Origin of the sequence: Desulfosarcina widdelii (genome assembly GCF_009688965.1) — a bacterium.
GTDB lineage: Bacteria > Desulfobacterota > Desulfobacteria > Desulfobacterales > Desulfosarcinaceae > Desulfosarcina > Desulfosarcina widdelii.
Genome location: NZ_AP021875.1, coordinates 5,723,954 through 5,745,684 on the forward strand (window position 1 = coordinate 5,723,954; position 21,731 = coordinate 5,745,684).

General features: G+C 48.1%; 25 protein-coding genes, 2 tRNA genes and 2 pseudogenes. 25 read left to right on the forward strand and 4 right to left on the reverse strand.

Annotated elements, in window-relative coordinates; all coding sequences use genetic code 11:
* Positions 1–8: 8 nt before the first annotated feature.
* Positions 9–296: pseudogene (locus tag GN111_RS26240) on the reverse strand (transposase); the annotation flags it as partial.
* Between the two features lie 229 nt (positions 297–525).
* On the reverse strand, positions 526–1,842 hold the full coding sequence (locus tag GN111_RS26245; RefSeq protein ID WP_231715564.1) for an IS4 family transposase: 1,317 nt from the start codon (positions 1,840–1,842) through the stop codon (positions 526–528).
* Positions 1,843–2,291: 449 nt separating this feature from the next.
* Here GN111_RS26245 and GN111_RS26250 point away from each other — a divergent pair.
* The 5 genes and pseudogenes from GN111_RS26250 (at position 2,292) to GN111_RS26270 (ending at position 4,687) form a co-directional block, all read left to right on the forward strand.
* Positions 2,292–3,076, forward strand: a pseudogene (locus GN111_RS26250) (IS5 family transposase).
* A 40-nt stretch (positions 3,077–3,116) separates the two neighbouring features.
* On the forward strand, positions 3,117–3,305 hold the full coding sequence (locus tag GN111_RS26255) for a hypothetical protein (protein WP_155306590.1): 189 nt from the start codon (positions 3,117–3,119) through the stop codon (positions 3,303–3,305).
* A gap of 359 nt (positions 3,306–3,664) precedes the next feature.
* Complete coding sequence (locus GN111_RS26260) at positions 3,665–3,895, forward strand: hypothetical protein (RefSeq protein WP_155306591.1); 231 nt, start codon at positions 3,665–3,667, stop codon at positions 3,893–3,895.
* Positions 3,852–4,142, forward strand: a complete 291-nt coding sequence (locus GN111_RS26265) for a helix-turn-helix transcriptional regulator (protein ID WP_231715565.1) — start codon at positions 3,852–3,854, stop codon at positions 4,140–4,142. Before GN111_RS26260 ends, GN111_RS26265 begins: the two co-directional genes overlap by 44 nt.
* Before the next feature lie 23 nt (positions 4,143–4,165).
* Positions 4,166–4,687, forward strand: coding sequence for a universal stress protein (locus GN111_RS26270; RefSeq protein WP_155306593.1), 522 nt, complete (start codon positions 4,166–4,168; stop codon positions 4,685–4,687).
* A gap of 26 nt (positions 4,688–4,713) precedes the next feature.
* Here the strand turns inward: GN111_RS26270 and GN111_RS26275 are convergent.
* Positions 4,714–4,801 (reverse strand) — tRNA-Leu (locus GN111_RS26275).
* 364 nt (positions 4,802–5,165) lie between these two features.
* Between GN111_RS26275 and GN111_RS26280 the strand changes: the two genes are divergently transcribed.
* The 16 genes from GN111_RS26280 (at position 5,166) to GN111_RS26355 (ending at position 18,254) form a co-directional block, all read left to right on the forward strand.
* Complete coding sequence (locus tag GN111_RS26280; RefSeq protein ID WP_155306594.1) at positions 5,166–5,408, forward strand: hypothetical protein; 243 nt, start codon at positions 5,166–5,168, stop codon at positions 5,406–5,408.
* Between the two features lie 96 nt (positions 5,409–5,504).
* Complete coding sequence (locus tag GN111_RS26285) at positions 5,505–7,433, forward strand: hybrid sensor histidine kinase/response regulator (RefSeq protein WP_170302473.1); 1,929 nt, start codon at positions 5,505–5,507, stop codon at positions 7,431–7,433.
* A 136-nt stretch (positions 7,434–7,569) separates the two neighbouring features.
* Positions 7,570–7,845, forward strand: a complete 276-nt coding sequence (locus GN111_RS26290) for an HU family DNA-binding protein (RefSeq protein ID WP_155306596.1) — start codon at positions 7,570–7,572, stop codon at positions 7,843–7,845.
* Between the two features lie 97 nt (positions 7,846–7,942).
* Positions 7,943–8,527 (forward strand): cysteine hydrolase family protein, encoded by a 585-nt coding sequence (locus tag GN111_RS26295; protein WP_155306597.1) that lies wholly within the window; start codon positions 7,943–7,945, stop codon positions 8,525–8,527.
* Positions 8,528–8,650: 123 nt separating this feature from the next.
* On the forward strand, positions 8,651–9,496 hold the full coding sequence (locus tag GN111_RS26300) for an alpha/beta fold hydrolase (RefSeq protein ID WP_155306598.1): 846 nt from the start codon (positions 8,651–8,653) through the stop codon (positions 9,494–9,496).
* Between the two features lie 357 nt (positions 9,497–9,853).
* On the forward strand, positions 9,854–10,564 hold the full coding sequence (locus GN111_RS26305) for a hypothetical protein (RefSeq protein WP_155306599.1): 711 nt from the start codon (positions 9,854–9,856) through the stop codon (positions 10,562–10,564).
* 446 nt (positions 10,565–11,010) lie between these two features.
* Positions 11,011–11,232, forward strand: coding sequence for a hypothetical protein (locus GN111_RS26310; protein ID WP_155306600.1), 222 nt, complete (start codon positions 11,011–11,013; stop codon positions 11,230–11,232).
* 311 nt (positions 11,233–11,543) lie between these two features.
* Positions 11,544–12,542, forward strand: coding sequence for an NAD(P)H-dependent flavin oxidoreductase (locus tag GN111_RS26315; protein ID WP_155306601.1), 999 nt, complete (start codon positions 11,544–11,546; stop codon positions 12,540–12,542).
* 80 nt (positions 12,543–12,622) lie between these two features.
* Positions 12,623–13,402, forward strand: coding sequence for a pantoate--beta-alanine ligase (gene panC / locus GN111_RS26320; protein WP_155306602.1), 780 nt, complete (start codon positions 12,623–12,625; stop codon positions 13,400–13,402).
* Between the two features lie 53 nt (positions 13,403–13,455).
* Positions 13,456–13,815: an aspartate 1-decarboxylase gene (gene panD / locus GN111_RS26325; RefSeq protein WP_155306603.1), complete on the forward strand. Its 360-nt coding sequence runs from the start codon at positions 13,456–13,458 to the stop codon at positions 13,813–13,815.
* A gap of 65 nt (positions 13,816–13,880) precedes the next feature.
* A complete protein-coding gene (locus tag GN111_RS26330) occupies positions 13,881–14,792 on the forward strand; it encodes a ketopantoate reductase family protein (RefSeq protein ID WP_155306604.1) in 912 nt (303 codons plus the stop codon).
* A 155-nt stretch (positions 14,793–14,947) separates the two neighbouring features.
* Positions 14,948–15,814 (forward strand): 3-methyl-2-oxobutanoate hydroxymethyltransferase, encoded by an 867-nt coding sequence (gene panB, locus GN111_RS26335; RefSeq protein WP_155306605.1) that lies wholly within the window; start codon positions 14,948–14,950, stop codon positions 15,812–15,814.
* Between the two features lie 131 nt (positions 15,815–15,945).
* The gene (locus tag GN111_RS26340; protein ID WP_155306606.1) at positions 15,946–16,620 is read left to right on the forward strand and encodes a hypothetical protein; all 675 of its coding nucleotides are present in this window, start codon (positions 15,946–15,948) and stop codon (positions 16,618–16,620) included.
* A gap of 101 nt (positions 16,621–16,721) precedes the next feature.
* A complete protein-coding gene (locus GN111_RS34020) occupies positions 16,722–17,033 on the forward strand; it encodes a 4Fe-4S dicluster domain-containing protein (RefSeq protein WP_269433861.1) in 312 nt (103 codons plus the stop codon).
* 72 nt (positions 17,034–17,105) lie between these two features.
* Positions 17,106–17,549 carry a cytochrome c3 family protein gene (locus tag GN111_RS26350; protein ID WP_155306608.1) on the forward strand — a complete coding sequence of 148 codons (444 nt, stop codon included), beginning with the start codon at positions 17,106–17,108 and terminating at the stop codon, positions 17,547–17,549.
* A 42-nt stretch (positions 17,550–17,591) separates the two neighbouring features.
* Positions 17,592–18,254, forward strand: coding sequence for a methylenetetrahydrofolate reductase C-terminal domain-containing protein (locus GN111_RS26355; RefSeq protein WP_155306609.1), 663 nt, complete (start codon positions 17,592–17,594; stop codon positions 18,252–18,254).
* A gap of 126 nt (positions 18,255–18,380) precedes the next feature.
* Here the strand turns inward: GN111_RS26355 and GN111_RS26360 are convergent.
* Positions 18,381–18,453: transfer RNA gene (locus GN111_RS26360), tRNA-Ile, on the reverse strand.
* 423 nt (positions 18,454–18,876) lie between these two features.
* Between GN111_RS26360 and GN111_RS26365 the strand changes: the two genes are divergently transcribed.
* From GN111_RS26365 to tnpC, 4 genes are all read left to right on the forward strand, one after another.
* Positions 18,877–19,209, forward strand: coding sequence for a hypothetical protein (locus GN111_RS26365; protein WP_155306610.1), 333 nt, complete (start codon positions 18,877–18,879; stop codon positions 19,207–19,209).
* A gap of 229 nt (positions 19,210–19,438) precedes the next feature.
* Positions 19,439–19,765: an IS66 family insertion sequence element accessory protein TnpA gene (tnpA, locus tag GN111_RS26370; protein ID WP_155306561.1), complete on the forward strand. Its 327-nt coding sequence runs from the start codon at positions 19,439–19,441 to the stop codon at positions 19,763–19,765.
* A complete protein-coding gene (tnpB, locus tag GN111_RS26375; RefSeq protein WP_155306562.1) occupies positions 19,762–20,109 on the forward strand; it encodes an IS66 family insertion sequence element accessory protein TnpB in 348 nt (115 codons plus the stop codon). The genes tnpA and tnpB overlap by 4 nt, the downstream gene beginning before the upstream one ends.
* 62 nt (positions 20,110–20,171) lie before the next feature.
* Positions 20,172–21,731: an IS66 family transposase gene (gene tnpC / locus GN111_RS26380; RefSeq protein WP_155306563.1), complete on the forward strand. Its 1,560-nt coding sequence runs from the start codon at positions 20,172–20,174 to the stop codon at positions 21,729–21,731.

The window sequence follows — 21,731 nt, forward strand, 5'->3', positions numbered from 1 at the left end:
TTTCAACAGCCTGTTAGATACTGCCAGTAGGGGTTTTCTACCCACCCGGAAACGACATCGTCGTCACTGAGGTTGTATGAGAACTTCAGGTAGTGCAACGATACCATCAACCGGGTGCTGACGCCTGGCCGACCGTTGTCCGGGCAGTAGGTTTGTCCGAACACCTCGTCCATGCGATCCCAATTGACCACTTTGGCTAGTTTTACTAGCCCATGTCCGGGATCGATGATTTTTGTGAGCTTAGGTCGGAACAGATCCCTTTGCCTGTTTTTGTGTGCAGATCGCTTGGGTTTCATGGCTGAAATTTGCAAGAAAAGAGTGGGTAAAGGATTGTAATCTTGCAAATAACATAGCACAAAATAGGTAATATTTCTCATGTTTTCTGTTGGATAAATGCTTTTTCAGGACCGACTAGAAAAGCCCATAGGAAGGATCAGCTAATGAGGATCAAAAGCAGTTCAGACTATTTTGAGAGTTTAAAAAATAAGCCAATCCTGTTATTTATTACAAAGCAATGTCATTAACTTAACCGATCGGCTTGTATTGCGGAAAATATCTTCGCGGTTTCGCTTTGTGCTTGCGCGGATATTTTCTTCCCGGCCTGATCGGTTCCACGGTTCTTTGAAAAATATATTGCAGATCTGCTATCAACCGTTTGATCAACCTGTTGGCATCCAGAAAAAGCAAAGCGATCACGCCTTTGCTTTTTGAAAGCGCCTGGGTGAAATTGATCTGGTATCGGTGCTTTGTATGGACAATCTCATCGCCCATCCGGTCCTGTACGGGAAAAGCCATCATCCAGACCAGGTTTTTGGCGAAAACCTTGGCGTGAAAATCTTGATACACAGACAGCGCCGATTGTCCGGAAAAGTTTTCCAGTTCAATACGGCATTTGATGATTTTGTAATCTTCTTCCACCGGCCATCTTTTGTGGTAAAGATCGCTGAACCGTTCGATGGGATATTCTTTCGTGTCAATCAGCGAGGTGATTAAAACGGCAACCTTTCCATCGTTTTTAATGCGGATCAGGCGGAGTTTCAAAGGCGTCGTGTCCAGCCCCATTTGCCTGCATTGGGCAATCGAAGTAGAATGCACAGGTACGGTAACGATCTTTTCAGATAGCCCGGAACGGAAAAACTTGCGAACGACTTTCCATTTCGTGCAAGACACCCGGGCGCAGAAGTTGGCCTCCATGGAAAGGATCAGGTTGAAAAGCCACCAGGCCGGATAGCCCCTGTCAAGCAGGATCAGATCGTTGGGCATCACGTTTAGAAGGTGTTGCGCCGCCAGTTCACGCTCACCGATACGTTTGGGCTTGATAAGGGCATCGACAGTCATCTTGTTGAGGACATCGAAAAGCTGAGACACTCGTGCCATAGGAGATGGCGCACCCTGGCGAACTTTCCAGACACCAAAGTGCCTGGCGACATCATCCGCCATTGGCAATTTTGTTGTGGAACCGTCAATGGCCAACAACCGGAGGCCGAACCACAATTTGGGACGAAAGTGCTTTTCAAAATAGGTGATCAGCTGTAGATTCAACTCGATAAAGACTTCGAACTTCAGTTTCATTCGTGCCTTTGACAAGGCCGCCTTCGATACGACCCGTTTGGCAACATCGAAACGGAATATCGTTTTGAAGAATTTATCCAGTTCATCCTGGTATGAACCTTTGACCAGGTTGATGAGAAAAACGATCAAGACATGAAACGGTAGTTTTCTATTACGGGTAAAGTCGTTCTTGTTTTTTCTGTGGCGGGCGATGAAGTCAGGCGAGGAGACAATTTCTCGTACAAATTCAATTGTTTTGGCACATGCATTGAAAATCAGGTTTCGTGCCAACTTTTCCAAAACTCTCGCTAAATTTCGACATGGTATTCTCCTTTCGATTATATAACCTGCTGTTATTATTGAAAGTGAGTATACCATGTCGATTCACCCAAAACAAGTTATTTTGCAATATATTTGATATGTTATAGCGTTTTACTACTTCTTAAGTTAATGACATTGTATTACAAAGGGAAACGGATACGGATACTGCAGTATCTGTTGAGCCGACTGGAGCACGTAAGCAAAGAGGCGAACACCTCCTCCGAAGAGAAATTGGAAAGCCTCAAAAATGCCCTGCTATATGTATACGATTTTGACGCGACGGTTCTTATTAGAAGCCATTTCAAAACCTAATCAATTGTGGTCGATTTAACACCAGCAACAATATATAGTATATACAGTATGTTAACAATCTAGACTTTCATAGTGTTTTTGTGTATTAAGCTATTGGAGGTGATACAATGGCCGAATACACTCGATTCATAAATGATGAGCAATGGAAACTGTTGAAACCACTGCTCCCAAAGCCCAAAACTAATCCAAAAGGAGGACAGCCCGCAATAGACAACCGGCAAGTCCTGGAAGGCATATTATGGGTTCTGCGCACCGGCGGTCCCTGGAAAGATTTGCCCCAACGGTATCCGCCATACCAGACATGCCATCGGCGGTTCCAGCAATGGGTCAAGCAAGGGGTATTCCGGCGCATCGCCCAAGAGCTGGTCGAAGACCTGAGTGAACGCGGTAAAATTGATATCCGAGAAGCGTTCATAGACGGTAGCTTCGCACCGGCAAAAAAAGGGGTCTTGCTGTCGGCAAGACAAAACGCGGCAAAGGCACCAAGATCATGGCAATTGCAGACGCTTCTGGTCTTCCTGTCGCCGCTCATGTGGAAAGCGCTTCGCCCCATGAGGTAAAACTTGTCGAGGATACGATAGACAGCAGCTTTACTCAGTATGCCCCTGATAAGCTGATTGGTGATAAGGCGTACGACAGCGATCCACTTGACGATCGACTCCTTGAGGATCGAGGTGTCGAAATGATCGCACCCCATCGCAAAGGACGCAAAAAACCGAACACCCAGGACGGCAGGAAACTGAGACGGTATCGGCGCAGATGGAAGGTAGAGCGCCTGTTTGCCTGGCTTCAAAACTTCAGGCGGTTGATTGTCCGGTACGAATACCATGTCGATAATTTCCTGGCCATGGTTCAACTTGGATGCATTAAAATACTACTTCGGTTTTTTTGAGATGGCTTCTAGTAAAATAGAGGGAATTATGAAGGGAAGCATGAAAGAAGACACTTTAGCCGACTACCATCCTATCGCCCTGGCCGACATTCTCTGGGGTATCTTTTCAGGGGTAGTTTTAAGAGAAGAAGTTAAAAAGGTCATCAATGGCAGCGAGGGTTTTGTCAATGGAGACTTTGACATGGCCTTTGACATCTTTATCAGAGGCCTGCAAGCAGCGCAAAATTGATGCCTGGAAGACAAACATATATCGGCACTGGTGATGTTGAACTTGGCGACCAAACCGTATGGATCTTTATTGGCACTTTATATGGTGGTTTGTCGGTCTGTTGGCTAGGAAAAGAAAATATGATGTTGCGGGAAAAGCCATCCTGGCACCTCCTCCATCTCCCGCCGAGGGCTGGGCCCACCATCTTTTAAACGGCGAGATGGCGTGCCCAGTCCTCTATCTTTTCAATTACCCTTGAACCATCTAAGGATTTTGACTGGATATAGAATTTTGCAGTGCAAAGATGGATGTAATAACCTTATTTCACTAACAACTGGTTATCCTTTACGAACACTGCCGACGATTCAGCGGACCGGAAGATGACGAAGGAAGCAGGGACAAGCCTGGATGAGAAAGTCAGGGAGCAGGAGATCCAGATAGACAGAATCAGCACGACGCTTGAAGTCTTGCTGGAACGCCGAGAAAAAGAAAAAGCCGATTTTTGCCGAACGATATCCGCCGATATCAAAAAAAAATGTGTTTCCTTTTCTGGAAAGGATGACAACCGTGCCGCTGAGTTCTATTGCACAAACCTATCTGACTTTAATTAAAAACAACCTGGAAAAGATCGTATCTTCCACTACCGATTTTAAAGCATTATCGGCACATGGCTTTACCCCAACCGAAATGCACATCATAGAACTGATCAAACAGGGAAAGCGAAGCAAGGAAATTGCAGACTTGCTGAACGTATCCATTGCGACAATTTCTTTCCATCGGAATAATATCCGAATCAAACTGGGACTGAATAAAAGAAAAGAAAACCTGTTCAGCTACCTTAACTCTCTGCAGAACTAAAAAAATCATTTAGACAGGTGTTTATGTATCAACCGATAAAAGAGATACTAATTGCGACAAAGCTGTCAAAGAGTTTTGTGTCCGCATTTGAAACGGCGGTTTTTATTGCTATCCCGTACAACGCATCGTTGGTCTTGATGTATCAACTTGAAGATAATTCCAATGGAATGATCGATCGTGTTAAAGAATTGATCGGCGAAAAAAGGTTAAATGAAACTTACTTGAATAATGATATAATTCCTATTGATGGATCAATATCAAAAGAAGACACGATCAAAATTATTCAGTCAGCTCTTAAACATTTTGTTGAGGATTCCGGGATCGATGACAGGTGCAGTTGTACTGTCAGAAAAATCGTTGTGGTTGAAGGTGAGTTTATTGAACAGATCGTTAATCAGGCAACGAAAAACAAGTCGGACCTCATTGTCATTGACGTTCCGGATGAGTTTTTATCCCAAGGATATTTAGGGCAGACCGTAGCATCGGTAATGAATGAAACGCATATACCGATAATGCTCATCCCTAAAAATGGTTTTCCAGGATAGAAAAAGGAAGAAGTCTTATATTTGTTTGGTGCCCGGGGCCGGAATCGAACCGGCACGATACTTGGTATCGAGGGATTTTAAGTCCCTTGCGTCTACCTGTTCCGCCACCCGGGCAATGGTAGGATGCAAGAAAAAAGTGTCGATAGAAAGGATAGACTATCTTGTTAGCTAAACTTCATTAATATGTCAAGCAGGATGAATGATCAGATATGAATATAAATAATTTGTTATTCAATCTTTTACGATCAATACTACGGTCTATACAAAGCACAAAAACATCGTAATAAATTTATTTGTAAATTGAAAATTTTCATACTGGTTTATCAAAAAATCAATGGGAATATGTCAACTTAAAAGGATAATATCTGCTAAAAAGAATTCAACTTTACCCACATTTTACGATTTAAAGTGACGGCTTTTTGATGGCATGCACAGTGAATAATGAAAAAACCAAATTCGCTATCGAGGAGAGACAGATTTGAAAAACAACAATAAACAGGACAAGGTGGTCGAAATTTTAACCGCTAAATCCGAAGAATTGATCGAGCAACATCCGCATTTGAAAAAGCTGCAATCCGAGGTTGACCGGCTGTTGTCAAACGCCCCGGATGAACAGACGCGTCAGGAGATTCTGGATATCATGTTTCAAACCGGTAGAAATGATCTGCATGCGCAAATAGATCATTTAAATGGATTGTTAGACGCGCTCAACACCAAATGACTATCTTTTCAGGCATAAAGCCATGATAATGAAACAAGTCGGATGTTCAGTCGTGTCATGAGAAGCCTATTACATTATAAACCCATGGGACCCGCAATGGCCAGATCCCCGGCAATCCTGATCGTCGACGACGAGCTTCGCTTGTGTGCCAGCCTGGAGGCGCTGCTTCAAGGCAGGAACTACCAGGTCTCATCGGCGAACTGCGGCCAGGATGCTTTAACCTTGCTAAAAGCCACCGCATTCGACCTGGTCATCCTGGACGTTCATTTGCCGGATATGCTGGGGCACGAAATCCTAAGCCGCATCAAGATCCAAAGCCCCGACACCCTGGTTATTTTCATCACCGGGGATACCGATCTAGATTCGGCATTGTCGGCATTGCGCTGCGGCGCCTACGACTATATCCGCAAGCCTTTCGAACCCGATGAACTCATCAAGACCGTTGAAAACGCCCTGGCCCAGGGACAGCTTCGTCAGGAAAAGGAAATCATCGACCAACAGCTAAGGCTGTCCGAAGCAAGATACCGGTACCTGGTGGAGAACATTCCCGACATCATCTACACCCTGGACAAAGATGGCAAGTTTACGTTTTTAAGCGAGAGCGTGGAACCGCTGTTGGGGTTCACGGTCGATGAACTGATCGGCAAGCACTATGCGACGATCGTGGCAGAAGCCGACCGGAAGAAAGCGCACTGGTTTTTTAACGAGCGGCGTTCGGGCGAGCGCACCACGCCCGGGCTTGAACTGCGCTTGCAGGCGTCAGAAAAAGATCGGCTTGTGAATGTCGAACTCAAATCCATGGGGATCTACGAATCGGTCCCGCCCGATGGCAAGAAACAGCTCGTCGGCACCCACGGGGTAATCCGCGACATCCATGAAAGGAAGCGACTGCAGACCCAGCTTCACAGTGCCCAGCGCATGGATGCCCTGGGTACGCTCGCCGGTGGCATCGCCCACGATTTTAACAATCTGCTGATGGGCATCCAGGGCCGGTCGTCATTGATGGCCATGGATCTGGACGGCGACCATCCCCATGGGGAACATCTGAGCGCCATCGACGACTATATCCACAGCGCCAGGGTGTTGACCAACCAGTTGCTGGGCTTTGCCAGGGGCGGCAAGTACGAGGTCAAGCCCACCAACATCAACGAACTGGTACAAACCACGGCCACGATGTTCGGTCGCACCAAAAAAGAGATCGCCATCCAAATTGATCCCCAGGAGGATGATATCGTGGTGGAAGCGGATCGGCGGCAAATCGAACAGGTGTTGATCAATCTGTTCGTGAACGCCTGGCAGGCCATGCCCGATGGCGGGACATTGCACCTGAGCACCAAAATTGTCACCCCGGACGAAGAGTTCTGCAACGCCTACCGGCTGGAACCGGGAACCTACGCCCGCATAAAGGTGACCGATACCGGGGTCGGCATTGATACCAAAAACCTGTCTCGTATCTTCGATTCGTTCTTTACGACCAGGGAAAGAAACCGGGGAACAGGGCTGGGACTGGCCTCGGCTTTTGGGATCGTCAAAAATCATGGCGGAGCGATCACGGTTTGCAGCGAAATCGGGCAGGGCACGACATTTACGGTCTATCTGCCGGCGTCGGACAAAGCGGCGGTTCAACGCGTATCGGCCAGAAAAGAGGTTGTCAGCGGCACGGGTACGATTCTGTTGGTCGATGACGAGCGCATGATTCTTGATGTCGGGCAGCAGCTTCTGGAACGGCTGGGATATCGGGTGGTAACCGCCAATAGTGGAAAGCAGGCCATCGATGCCGTTCAACAGATGGGTTCAACGATCGATCTGGTCCTTCTGGACATGGTCATGCCGGGCATGGGCGGGGGAGACGTATTCGATCATATCCGTGAGATTGTACCGGAGATCAGGGTGATCCTGTCCAGCGGGTACACCATCGATGGCCAGGCGCGAGAAATCATCCAGAGAGGCTGCAACGGATTTATCCAGAAACCGTTTGTCCTTTCGGAGTTGTCCCAAAAGATACGCCAGCTATTGAATCCGTGAGGAAAGCTCAAAACGCTTCCCGGAATTATGGTTGGCCCAGGACCTTGCCGGCGAGTCGGACGGCTCATACCGGCCTATCCGGCGGTAGCGGTATTTTTTTTACTGTTCGGGGGGCTTGCCCAGGGATAGTGAGCGTATGAATAAGATAGGGCTAATCCAGGCATTGCGAGAGGCCAGCGGGCTGCCTAAAACCGATGTCGAAAAGGTGGTCAACCTATTTTTCGATACCCTCGCCAAGGCCCTGGCCAATGGCGAACGCGTCGAAATCCGCGGATTTTTCACCCTGCACGTAAAAGCGTACAAGGCCTTCATCGGACGTAATCCAAAAACCGGTAAAAAGGTGAAGATCGCATCGAAAAAACTGCCTGTTTTCAAGGCCGGGAAAGCGTTGAAGGAAGAAATGAATCCTTGAACCCTGGCAAATTTAAACGGCGGTTAACTCATGGTTAAAAAAAACGCATGAAAGCAACATTGATAGAATAGGTTAACGATTTCAAAGGAGGTTAACAATGGTGCAAAGAAAATCAGAAAAGCCGGCCCTTTTAGTGATCGACATGGTAAAGGACAATTTCGATGAAACCAGAAATTTGCCGATTACACCGCTTGCCAAGGCGGTGATACCCGCCATCAATCGAATGTCAGATTCATTTAGACAACACAATTGGCCAGTGGTCTTTCCTACGGACGCTTTCCATGAGGATGACTTTTTTTTCACCGAACGTATGCACCCTCATTCTTTGGCGGGAACTCCCGGGGCCGAGATCGTAACCGATTTAACCTATCTGCCGACAGACTATTGGATGCCAAAACCCGGCATGTCGGCATTTTTTAAAACGGAGTTGGAGACCTGGCTCTCCAATCGGCAGATAACCCTTTGTGCGTTGGCTGGTATCGCGACCAATTTTTGCGTACTGACATCGGCCATGGACGCATTGAGTCACAATTTTAAGGTTGTCATTCTGGAGGATTGCTGCGCAGCTGCTACCGAGGTGATACATCAAAAAACACTTTCCCTATATCGAAAGCCCCCACTTTTTCCTCTGCTTCGGGTAATGCCATCGACAGATTTTTTATCTGGGTTGAAAATCAGATAACACAAAAAACATGGTCAAAAAAAAGACCGGGGATTCTCCAAATGAAAATGGTTCTTTTTACCCAATTAAGACGATTTAAAGACGGGGAACGTTCAGTCTTTATCGAATCAAAGGGAGACCCAAATGACAGTCAAGTTTAACGTCTGTGAAGGACTCAAGTTGGCCGCCGACGTAAAAGGCGCATGGACCGGCCATCCTGTCCTGTTGCTTCACGGGGGCGGTCAGACCCGGAATGCCTGGAAAGGTACGGGGAGGGTTCTTGCCTACGAGGGATTCTTCAGCGTGGCCGTTGACCTGAGGGGGCATGGGGAGAGCGATTGGTCGCCGGAGGCCAATTATACCCTGGATGCCTATGCCGCCGACATAGCGGCCATTGTCCGCGCGTTGGGTCGCAAGGTGGCCATTGTCGGCGCGTCTCTTGGCGGGTTGGCGTCTCTCCACACGATTGGTAAATCACCGGATCTTGAGTGCAGCGCCCTCGTGCTCGTTGACGTCGCCCCCAAGACTCGAGCAACGGGGCGCCATCGCATCAAAGAATTCATGCGTGCCAACCCCGGCGGGTTCGCGTCTGTTGCGGAAGCTGCGGATTCGGTATCCCAGTATCTTCCGCACCGGCCCCGGCCTTCCGATCTTTCGGGATTGACCAAAAACCTGCGTCTGAAAAAAGACGGCCGATATTATTGGCACTGGGACCCACGGTTATTCGATGGGGGGCTCACGGATTCGATAAACGAGGCCCGTGAAGGTTTAGAACTGTCTGCAGCCACAACTTCCGTCCCGTTGCTCCTGGTACGCGGTACCAATAGTGAGATCGTATCCGAGGAGGATGCGGCAGCATTCAGATCAGTGGCGCCCCAGGCTGAATACGTTGAGGTTCCCAGCGCGCATCACATGGTGGCAGGGGACAATAACGATATTTTCTCCCGAATCGTTGTCCAGTTCCTTAATCAACATATTGATCGCATTTAATCATGCGATTGCGAGTCTATTACCCATGACACGCTTGCCTGTAAATAAAAGCCAATCTAATCAAAGTTGGATTTCATCAGGCGGGTAAGAAGGAAAAATGAATTGAAAATCTGATCGCACAGACAAACAAAAAAATAAAATACAGTCATTTGAAATCGATTTGCGTTAAGCGACATTTGACCTGCAGAGTTGCATTCCATGCCCAAGAAATCATACATCCACGCCATCTCCCAGAACATGTTAACCATGCCGATGGAGACAAGATACCATCGGTTTAAGAAGGCAATGGTCCTGGTCAACTACGTGTTCACTACGTTGTTGCATGTTCCCGACGGGTATTGCCGGTGCCCCGATTGCATGGCGGTAAGGGCGGTTCATCCATATCATGAGAAGGAATTAAGTCGAAATTTTATAAAGCATCCTGAAGGTGATGTCTTTCTATTTTCCTATTGTGCCACATGCAGAGGTGTTGGGTATATCAGCTGCAAGCAGGCGATTAACCATGTTAAGGGCGGAAAGTATACCGGAGAATATCTGGTATTGCCATGTATAACCGCCGAGTTTTCAATTGATGAAATCGGTTCTATCATGTTCTATCTGGTGTTCAATCGCCATTCATATTTAGGGCTTGATTTAGCATTAAAATACGCTGCAGTTAATAAACTGCAGAAAAAAATAGCAAGCGATTTTATCGCTTATTTTAATCACTATAAATTGGACAGAGATAGACGGAATAATTTCATCAAATATAACCTCAAAGAATTACGTGCCATCCTAAAAAAAAGAATCAACACGGGATCGAATACTAATCGATATGATTGTATTCGATGTAACGGTGATCCGTTTGACATCATGCATGAATCGGCCTTGGACACGATCGTATTGACGATTTGCGGAAATTGTCGGGGCACCGGGGTTGAGCCTGACAAAGACTCCGTAACGAAGAAGGAAAAATATATAGTATCGGTTGAGAACCCTGACTATACCGACAAGGAGAGAATGGTCGATAGTTTATTAAACAATGCGTATGTGTATCGTCGATTATTAACTTTGAGCTTGATCGGATAGTATCGACGAAGAAAATAAGGTTATACGGATAACGAATAAAATGGTCAATATTAAATGTATTAATGGAACATTCATCCCTGGTTACTGCCATGATATTCATTGGTTTATTCAACTGTAAATGAATTACGAGTAATTGATAGGAGAAGAACGTGATACGCTCTGAAGACGATAAACTAAATGAGAAAAAGATCCTCTGGGAATGTTGGGGATACCCTATCGGAGGCACTGATTTCCCTTTAACCGGTTTGTTAAGAAACCCGATCGCATACTATTTGAAAATCTGCACAGGCTGGCTAAACCTGATGTCGTTCCACGCAGATGACCGTCGTTAAATAATATGGGCAACACGGTTGTCGCCGATGGATTCGGTGGGGCTTTTTCATATTCTATCCTGCTCTTGCGGTATAGACTACTTTTGACGTTTGCCATTGATGATAGAGGTTATCATGAGCAAGTCGGAAACCATATTCAAAGCGATGATCTTGTTGAATGAACATGCGACTTTGTTACCCGGAACCTATGAATACCAAGCACTTTCTGATCAGATATCTTTACTTATTGATGAACTGGGGCAGAAAAAGGCATTGGAACAAGTGAGGAGAGACAAAGCACTGCTATTGCAATGGCTTGACAAACACCGCCATTGGAATGCTGTTGAACAAATATGAAAACCTTATTTGGTACCTGAGTAATAGCTTTCGGAAGATCAATGAGATGCGGAGATGGCGATTAAGGCGCAAGCAATTCCCGATATACCCGTACGATGCCTGCAATGTGGCCTGAGGTTCAAGCCATCAGAAAATAATGGTGCCTGTTGCCCAAATTGCCGGCTATCGGAGATCCTATTAAAAGACGATAGGTCTGCATCTGACAGGATAGAACTTTCCAATGAGGTCAATAAAAGAGAATAACCCATCGCTTCCAAAATAAAAACAGCTTTGCCACTTGCCGACCATAATAGTGAAAGGAGAACGCATTGATGACTAATCGCGTATGTGAACTTTTGGAGATAAAATATCCTATCATCCAGGCACCCATGAATTGGGTCAGCGGTGCCGAGCTGGTCGCGGCGGTGTCCAATGCCGGTGGACTTGGCACCCTTGGACCCAATTGCGGCGCCAAGGAGATTACCTCGGATGTCGATTTAACCGGTGAACGAATGCGTGCTCAGATAAAGAAGGTCAGGCAGCTCTCCAAGGCTCCCTTTGCCGTGAATGTTGTTGTCGGTGTGGGAGAGGATATGAAATACTCGAAGAAAATCGTCGAGGTAATCATTGAAGAATCGGTACCGGCGGCCATTGTTTCTGTCGGTCGTCCGGAAATTTATACCGATACACTTAAAGCCGCCGGGATTAAAGTCCTTCACGCGATCTCCACACCTCGACACGGCCAGAAAGCCGAAGCCGCCGGAGTGGACGCGGTCATTTGCGAAGGATATGAAGCCGGTGGCCACAAAGGGTTTACGGAACTGACAACACTGACATTGACGCCCATGGTTGCCGATAGCGTTGATGTTCCCGTGATTGCCGGCGGTGGTATCGGCGATGCACGTGGTGTCCTTGCGATCATGGCACTGGGGGCCGACGGCGTTTACATGGGGACGCGCTTCATGGTTACGCGTGAGTCCGAGAGCCACGCCCATGTCAGGCAGGCCATTGTTGAAAAGAACGATGTGTGCACCGTTTCGTTGCCCAAGGATTATATGATCGCCAGGGATCTGATCAACGACTTCACCAAGGAATATCTGAGGATGAAGCAGGCCGGCGCAAGCAGTGGTGACCTGAAAAACTTTCTGAATGAGCATTCCCAATACTATTCTCAGCACCTTGGCAGGGCCGAGGATGCGGAAATCTGCTGTGGCCAGGTCGCCGGGATGATTCATGGTGAGAAAGGCGCAGGGGAAGTGGTCAAAGAAATTGCAGAAATAATCAACGAAAAATTCGAGGCCTTACGACAACGGTTGAGTGTCTTCCTATGAATGCATCTACTGGCGCCGCCCCCGCTACCTGGAACACAACCTCATGAATGGTTATTTTAATCAGGAATGGAACAAGTTAAATGAAAATCCTTAATAGTATCAGCGCCTGGCAGAAATGGCGCAACGCGATACCTCCAACGCAAAGCGTTGGTCTTGTCCCTACCATGGGAGCCCTTCATGCGGGACACCAGTCATTAATCCGCCGCTGCCGACAGGAAAATGATATCTGCACCATCAGCCTGTTCGTTAACCCCACCCAATTCAATGACCAGGAAGATCTGGCCAACTATCCGAACACCTTTGAAGCGGACCGGAAGCTGTGTGAAGATGAAGGGGTGGATGCCATTTTCTTCCCCGACTACAACGAACTATATCCTGACGACTATCGTTATCGCGTTTCGGAAAGTGAAGTCAGCCGCCTGCTTTGCGGCGCCCACCGCCCCGGGCACTTCGATGGAGTGCTCAGCGTGGTCATGAAGCTGTTGAACCTGGCACGACCGGATCGTGCCTACTTTGGCGAGAAGGATTGGCAGCAACTCCAGTTGGTCAAGGGGATGGTGGAAGCTTTTTTCATGCCCGTGACCATTGTGGGTTGCCCCACGGTTCGCGATACGGACCAACTGGCCCTGAGTTCGCGCAATTTCCGCCTATCCCAAGTCGATCGCCAAAAAGCCGCCGGATTTCCCAGGATCCTGTCTACCCAGGCGCCGGCCGAACAGGTGGCCCGTCTGCTTGAAGCGGATGGGTTTGCGGTGGACTATGTCCAGGATTTTAAAGGCCGGCGCTGCGCGGCGATTCATTGCGGCGAGGTGAGGCTGATCGACAATCTGCCTTTATACGAAAAAGGCGAACACATTTAGTGCCATGAGGATTATCGTTGATATATAAAATGGAATCATAGCGGATGGTTACCATGCAGATTGCGATGCTCAAATCCAAACTTCACCGGGCCACGGTCACAGGGTCCGACCTGAATTACGAAGGTTCGATCTCCATCGACAGCGAACTCATCGATGCCGCACGCCTCCGGGTAAATGAAAAGGTTGACGTATACAACTGCAATACCGGCGCCCGTTTTTCGACCTATGTGATACCTGGCACCAGCGGCCAGATCTGCCTCAACGGCGCCGCCGCCCGCTTGGTCCAATCCGGCGACCATGTCATCATCGTCAGTTACGCCCTTGTCGATGAATCCGAGGCCGATGAGCACCGACCCGTTGTGTTGATCTTGAATCCCGAGAACCGAATCAAGGATCGCACGGATGGACTCTGACAGACAGGTCTTTCGATCGCCAGCTTGGTCATATCTTAACATCCAGAAATAATTGAAGAGCAACGATGAAAATTGCCATGATCGGGGCCGGCGCCATGGGCAGCCTTTTCGGCGCGCTGCTGGCCGAAGCGGGAGAAACCGTTACACTACTCGACATCAGGAAGGATCATGTGGATTCGATCAACGCCAACGGCCTGATCATCGAAGATGGCTATCAACGCCGTACGGTGAAAATAACAGCGACAACGGATCCGGATCAAATCGGTATTGTGGACCTGTCATTTGTATTCGTTAAGTCTACCCATACCGCCGATGTTGTCCGAACAGCTGCTGAACTGTCCGGAAGCGAGGGCTGGGTGCTGACTCTGCAAAATGGTATGGGAAATATTGAGACACTCTCCGAGAGAATTGATCCATTGCGGATCATCGCCGGTACGACTTCCCACGGTGCCACATTATTGGCGCCGGGGAAAATTCGTCATGCCGGAATCGGAGAAACGGTGATTGGCCCCTGGGAAAAAACAATCATGTTCGGTGCTAAAATTATTGCCGAGCGATTCAATCAGGCCGGCATTATCACCCGGACGGTTGCCGATGTTCAAAGTATGTTGTGGTCCAAGCTGTTTATCAATGTAGGGATTAATGCCATCACCGCCCTGACCGGCATTAGCAACGGGCAGTTACTGGATCTTGAACAGACCCGTCAGATCTCACGTGAGGCGGTCTACGAAGCCGTGTCGGTCGCTCGCGCCATGGGCATCACTATCCAAGAAGATCCGGTGGAGAAGACGTTCCTGGCAGCAACAGCTACTGCGCATAATCGTTCATCCATGGGCCAGGATGTGGATAAACGAAGGCCAACTGAAATTCACGCAATCAATGGATTTATCGTACGCATGGCCCAACAATTAGGTGTTCAAGTCCCGGTCAACCGTACCCTGACATCACTCATAGAGACCCTTGAGGCCCACTACTGATACGACCAGCCGAAAATTAATAATGGCAATACATGCGGTCATTAACAGGGCGTATGAAACTATCGTGTCTTAGAATATGCAACTCACCCACGGAATGTCAGGCTAAAAGGCATGGGCCTCTATGCCATTATGGTCACCATTTTAGGAGGTAATCGATGACTGTTTCCAAAGTAGGTATTTTGGATATCCTGCAAGCCAAGAAAGAAAGCCGCAAATTGATCATGGTCACTGCCTATGACTACCCTTTCGGACTGATGGCCGACGAGGCCGGGGTCGACATGGTTCTCGTTGGGGATTCTCTGGGAATGGTGGTGCTTGGATTAGACAGCACTGTCCAGGTAACGTTGGAAATGATGATCCATCACATCAAAGCAGTGGTACGCGGCTGCAAACGGCCGGTGGTCGTGGGCGACATGCCCTTTATGACTTACAACACCGGTATTCGGGATGCTATCATCAATGCCGGTCGATTGATGAAAGAGGGCGGCTGCGATGCGGTCAAATTAGAAGGCGGGTCGAATTTTGCTCCGGTGGTGGAGGCAATCGTCAAAGCAGGAATCCCCGTTCAGGGACACGTCGGTCTAACCCCCCAGACCGCCGGAGCCCTGGGCGGCTTCAAGATGCAGGGCAAAGACGCTGCAGCTGCTCGGAAGATCATTGACGACGCCAAGGCTTTGGCAACAGCCGGAGCTTTTTCCATAGTTGTCGAAGCGGTACCCGCACCGCTGGGTCGGCTCATCGCCGAATCGGTGGCCGTGCCGGTGATTGGCATCGGCGCCGGCGTGGACGTGGATGGACAGGTGCTGGTCACCCATGACATGGTAGGCCTCTTCGATCGCTTCGTACCCAAGTTCGTCAAGCAGTATACAAGCATTCGTCCCACGATCATCGAAGCTATCAAAACATACGGGGATGAGGTCCGTTCCTCGGAATTTCCAACCTCTTACCATAGTTTTGGTATGTCTGACGATGCACTGGAAGAACTAAAAAGCAGTTATTGCGGAGTTAGGCGAACCAAATAATGGATAGCTAAACAAACTGAAAATAAGCGCCTGAGCAAAGAAAAGTTGTTTTCGGTTGTCGAGGTCGCCGGAGCCGTGGGCCAGGAAATCAACGATCAGCTACAGGTGGTGTTATTCGGTACAGGATAATTATGTATAATTTGGTTCGTGGGCCTCTATTTTGGTTATCCATCGCTGTATTCATCGGTGGAACGATATATCAGGGAGTTAGATTCTTTTTGCTTAGTAAGAAAGTATCGCCTCCTTATCGGATAGCATTATTGAACCTTGCTAATGGACCGAGGCACCAATCCTTTTTTGGTCGTATTGGTCATTTTCTAAAAATGGGTCAGTATACGGTGCTTGGTGTTCATCCGGTAACGATTATCGTCAGTTTGATTTATCACCTATGCTTGGTGTTCACTCCACTATTCCTGATGGGTCACAACGAGCTGATCAATTTTTCCTTGGGAATGAGCCTGCCTGCCCTAAACGAGAACACCTCCGACATTCTCACGGTTGTCGTATTACTCTGTGCCTCATATTTTTTGACGCGCCGAATCGTATTTAAAAAGCTTCGTTCAATCAGTTCGTTGACAGACTATACAGTCCTCGCGTTGGCAACGATGCCGTTTCTAACCGGCTATCTGGCGTATCATCAGATTTTTAATTATCGCACGATGATGCTATTTCATATAATTTCAGGAGAATTGATGCTTGCCGCGATTCCATTCACGAAGATGGTGCATTTGATCTTTTTCGTATTCAATCGGTTTTTTGTGATCAACGAACACACTTTGGGCCAAGGAAGCCGTGTCTGGTCTTGAAGAGTAACTGTTTAGCTACGGAATTTTCTATGAGAGAAAACGCACTAAATGCCATAGATACAGGTATGATAAAGGCAATCCTTGAAACAGAGAAGCCTAAAATGAAGCTTTGGCTCAAGATATGCGTTCGCTGCAGCTTGTGTGCAGAAAGCTGCTTCTTATACATGACCCGAGGCAAGGATCCCATCTACATGCCGTCGCACAAATTCATCCACACCATAGGCGTTTTATACAGGAAGAAAGGAGAGGTTGATCGGCAGTGTCTGCAAGAGATCGGGGATATCGTCTGGAATCGGTGCGTTCTGTGTACACGATGTTACTGCCCGTTTGGTATCGATATTCCGGATATGATCGCATTGGGGCGTAAAATATGCCGAACACAAAATATCTATCGAAGATATGATGAAGAATGAACCCGTTCGAAATAGAAGTCAGGACAGGAAGATCATTGTTAACTCTTTTCAATAGGAAGTTCCTATCAAAAAATGACTCTGAAGAGAATGATTGCCAATATAAACAATGGCTTTTATATCGTAATGCTTTGTGGTCTAATATCGCTGCTTGCATCGTCAATTGTTTTCGGCCAAGAGGATGATTTGCTCTTAAACAATACCGATGCTTATCCAATTGTTCAACGCGCTTCGGTTTATTTCCCCCACGACCTTCACACGGACAGCTTCGATTGTTTATACTGTCATCACGATTATTTAGATGGTCAAAACAATCTTGATACGGATGAGTTATATGAGGGAAACTCTGCTATCCGGTGCAGGGCTTGTCATGACAAGGGATTAAAGAATGAATTGAAGCGTGCCTATCACAAGCAGTGTTTAGGATGCCACCGGGAAAGCCGTATTAAAGGGGTCCCGTCCGGACCTGAACTGTGTGGTGAGTGCCATATCAAAAAAAACCAATCGATACCGCATTAGGGTGAAATGTAGGGATTGTCGATCAATAAAGGGAATTTTTCAATGATTAAGGCCCAACAAAAACCGATTCAGGAAATTCTCGACATCATCAAACCGTATGGGCGTATATTAAATTTAGGATGCGGTGGTTGTGTTTCCGTCTGCTTGGCCGGCGGCCAGAAAGAATCCCAAATCCTGAGTAAGGAACTCGCCCGACGATTGAAAATGGAAAAGCTCAGTGGTCGAGTCGACTGTTATACGTTGGAACGGCAATGCAATATGAAGTATTTCGATGAACTTGATGGCATGATCGAGAGATATGATTGCCTGATTTCCATGGCCTGCGGAGCCGGCACACAGTTGTTGGCCGAGCGTTTCCCAAAAACCCCTGTCTTCCCTGCTGTAGACACTGTATCAATCGGTGTCGACAGGGCAATAGGCGTCTATGAGGAAAGGTGTCGCGCTTGCGGTGAATGCGTTATCGGTTATACCGGTGGTATCTGTCCGGTTACCCGATGTGCCAAAGGCTTGTTTAACGGACCCTGCGGAGGCACCAACAAAGGCAAATGTGAAGTCAGCCAGGAAATTCCTTGTGCATGGATGGATATTTACCACCGCCTGAAAGAACAGAATCGGCTGGACGACATCCAAAAAATCAGGCCTCCCATGGCTTGGCGTAACCAGATTCAAAGGACTACCGTCCAGCCACCTATGAATCTATATTAGCACCTTCCTTAAGTGTGGATAAAATTTCCATCGGCTATGGAATTAAAGGCATGGCCCGAGATATCCTACAAAGGGGTGCGGCGGATTTATCCAGAAGCCCTTCAATTTATCAAGGCTATAAAAAAGTGGGCCCACCTGGGATCGAACCAGGGACCGACCGGTTATGAGCCGGTGGCTCTGCCAACTGAGCTATGGGCCCGGATAGTCGGACCAGTCGCGAATGGATTAAAGTTTTGGTTTTTATGAAGCTATTTGCTGTATTTCCTTCGCAGCTGAATATCTATTTGGTGTGATCAATTCTATCAGGTAATTTCACAACATCCACAGAACCGGTTCTTATGAGCGTTATGTGATTGTTCACTTCTTCTAAAGCGCTCATATGTAAATGTCAATAACTTCTCACTATGAAAGGTTGCTTCCGCTGCCCAAAGTTTCAAGGGCACTATCAAAATATCCATGATCTTTGACGACACAATTTTCGATGATAGAATTGGCATTGGATAGGATATTCGCTGTCACCGGTTTGAATCTTGTTTTCATATCATGATTGAATTTTCCTTGATTTTTATTGGATATGCGGATGATATAAAAAACATTTTCAATTTAACAAAGGAGCTAAGTGATGCCAGCGAAAAAAAACGTCGATCACGCCAAATTGATTAAAATGGTCCAAAGCGGAGCCCATCAATCCGAAATTATGAAAGCGTTCAAGTTTAACACGGCGGCCCAGTTCAAAACGCATTATCTGAACGCCCTGATAGAAACGGGTAAGGCCCCGGAGATCAAGACCGGTAGGACGTCCTCACAAACATCAGCCGTCAAAGAGGTATTTGTTGGCAAGGGAGGGAGTGTAATCATTTCTAAAGACCTCGTCCAGACGATGGGGTTTGCCGAGGGAGATAAATTCAACGTTCGAAAAACCAAAGCGGGCATATCGCTAAAAAAGATATCCTGATTATTCTTTACGTACCTTGAGTTATTTGTCTATCTGGATCAAACCTTCATAGGATCACGGTCATCAATGGCACTCATCAAACAGTCGATCGTCGAGAAGGTACAAGCTCAAACAGATTTACCCAATGACCGGTCAGTTGAGGTGGTGGAAAGTAAGTGTCCATTTAACCCCATCTTCACAAAACCGGAAAGGCGTGGCAATATGCTCCTTCAGGAAAGGAGGAGAACACATGCCGGAAGACTACCATCTATTCGATTCCCATCAAAGGCGCAGCTTTTGGGAAAGCCATGTTGAACAATGGCAGAATAGCGACCATAGCCAAGCCGCCTATTGTCGCAGTCACAATCTCAAAGCCCACCAGTTTTATCATTGGAGACGGCGGATTTTGGCCCCGCAAAACGAGGTGTCTTTTTTGCCGGTAACGCTATCCGGAACCCTGGCACAAAATCATCCAACGGTTCGTATCCGAACGCCCAACGGCTTCACCATTGAAATTGACAACCGACACGGGTTTAACGAAATTAACCAACTCGTGGCCATGGTTGCTGCTTTATGATGTTGCCGCACAATCCCAAGCAAGTCTTTCTGGCCGTGGGCAGCACCGACATGCGTAAGTCGATCAACGGTCTGTCAGTGCTGGTGGAGCAGGCCATGGACCTGAACGCCTTTGCCGGGGATCTGTTCGTTTTCTGCAATCGGCGGCGCAACATGATAAAAATTTTGTACTGGGATAAAAACGGATTTGCGCTCTGGCACAAACGACTGGAGAAGCATCGATTCCACTGGCCCACGAGCACCGAACAGGTCGTTTCTTTAGGAGCGAAAGAGCTTGGATGGCTTCTCGCCGGACTGGATTATTCGCACGCTCATGAGCATTTAAGCTACCGTTTTGCCAGCTGAAATTTCGACCTAAAATGAAAAATAATATATACAAATCCAGCATGTTATGATATACAACGGGCATGGTTTTGGAATCGAATCAACTGCCCGATGACACTGAATCACTCAAGCAGATAATTACTTCTCAGCAGCAACAGATCGACCATTTGCAGGAGATGCTGCGTCTGCTCCAGAACGAAATCTTTGGCCGCAAAAGCGAAGTTCGCCCGGCGGTTAATCCCAATCAGCTGCAGTTGTTCACGCCCCCTGAACCGGTCGAGCCGGTTCATACCGATGAACCCATAGCGATCAAAGGACATACCCGCAAAAAACGGGGGCGCAAGCCGCTGCCTGAGGATCTTCCCCGGGTTGAGGTTGTCCACGACCTGCCTGAAGAAGAGAAGCAGTGTGCATGTGGGGCAACGCTGAGCCGCATCGGTGAAGAGACCTGCGAAAAGCTCGATTACGTTCCGGCCAGGGTTCAGGTGATCCGTCACATCCGCTTCAAGTACGCGTGTAAACGCTGCGAAGGCGTTGAGGATGATGGCCCCACGGTCAAAATTGCCCCGGTGCCGGTGCAGTTGATCCCCAAAAGCATGGCCACTGAAGGGCTGCTGGCCCACATCGCCGTTTCCAAGTTTGCCGATGCTTTGCCATTGTACCGCCAGCAAAAGATATTCAACCGGTTGGGGGTTGAGTTGTCACGGGCGACGCTGGCCAACTGGATGATCCAGGCCGCAATGTGTTGCCGGCCGGTCATCGACTTGCTGCAACAGGAGATCCGCAGCGGGCCATTGATCAATATCGACGAAAGTCCATTGCAGGTGCTCAAGGAACCGGGCCGCAGCAACACCACCAAGTCGTTCATGTGGGTGTTTTGCGGCGGGCCGCTATCCAGGCCGGTGGTTTTGTATCAATACCATCCCACGCGCAGTGGACAATTGGCGCTGGGACTTCTGGATGGCTACCAGGGTTATATCCAAAGCGACGGCTATAGCGGTTATGACCATCTGACCGGGAAACCGGGCATTGCCCATTTGGGTTGTCTGGTGCACGTACGGCGCAAGTTTGTGGAGGTAGTCAAGGTCCGCAAAAAGGCCCGCGGCAAGCAGGCGGCAACCAGAGGCCTGGCCGACGAAGCACTGGATTATATCGGTGCGTTGTACCATATCGAAAAGCAGGCCAGTCAAAACGAGTTGTCATTCGAGCAGATCCGGAATCTGCGGCAGCAAGAGGCCAAACCGATACTGGATCGATTCAAAACCTGGCTGGAGGTCCATCATCCCCAAGTTCCCCCGAAGAGCCTGCTCGGCAAGGCGATTCAATACGCCTTGAATCAATGGGATAAATTGGTGGTTTACCTTGAGGCCGGGTTTTTAAAGCCGGACAACAATGTGGCCGAAAATGCCATCCGCCCGTTTGTATTAGGCCGCAAGAACTGGTTGTTTGCCGGAGCCCCCGACGGAGCCGAAGCCAGCGCGACGTTCTTCAGCCTGATCGAAACCGCCAAGGCCAATGGTCTGGAACCTTATGCCTATCTTCGCTACCTATTTGAGAAACTTCCCCTGGCTCATAGCGAACCGGACATTCTCGAACTTCTTCCCAACCGAGTCGGTCAACTCGTCATTGATGCCGCCAGATAG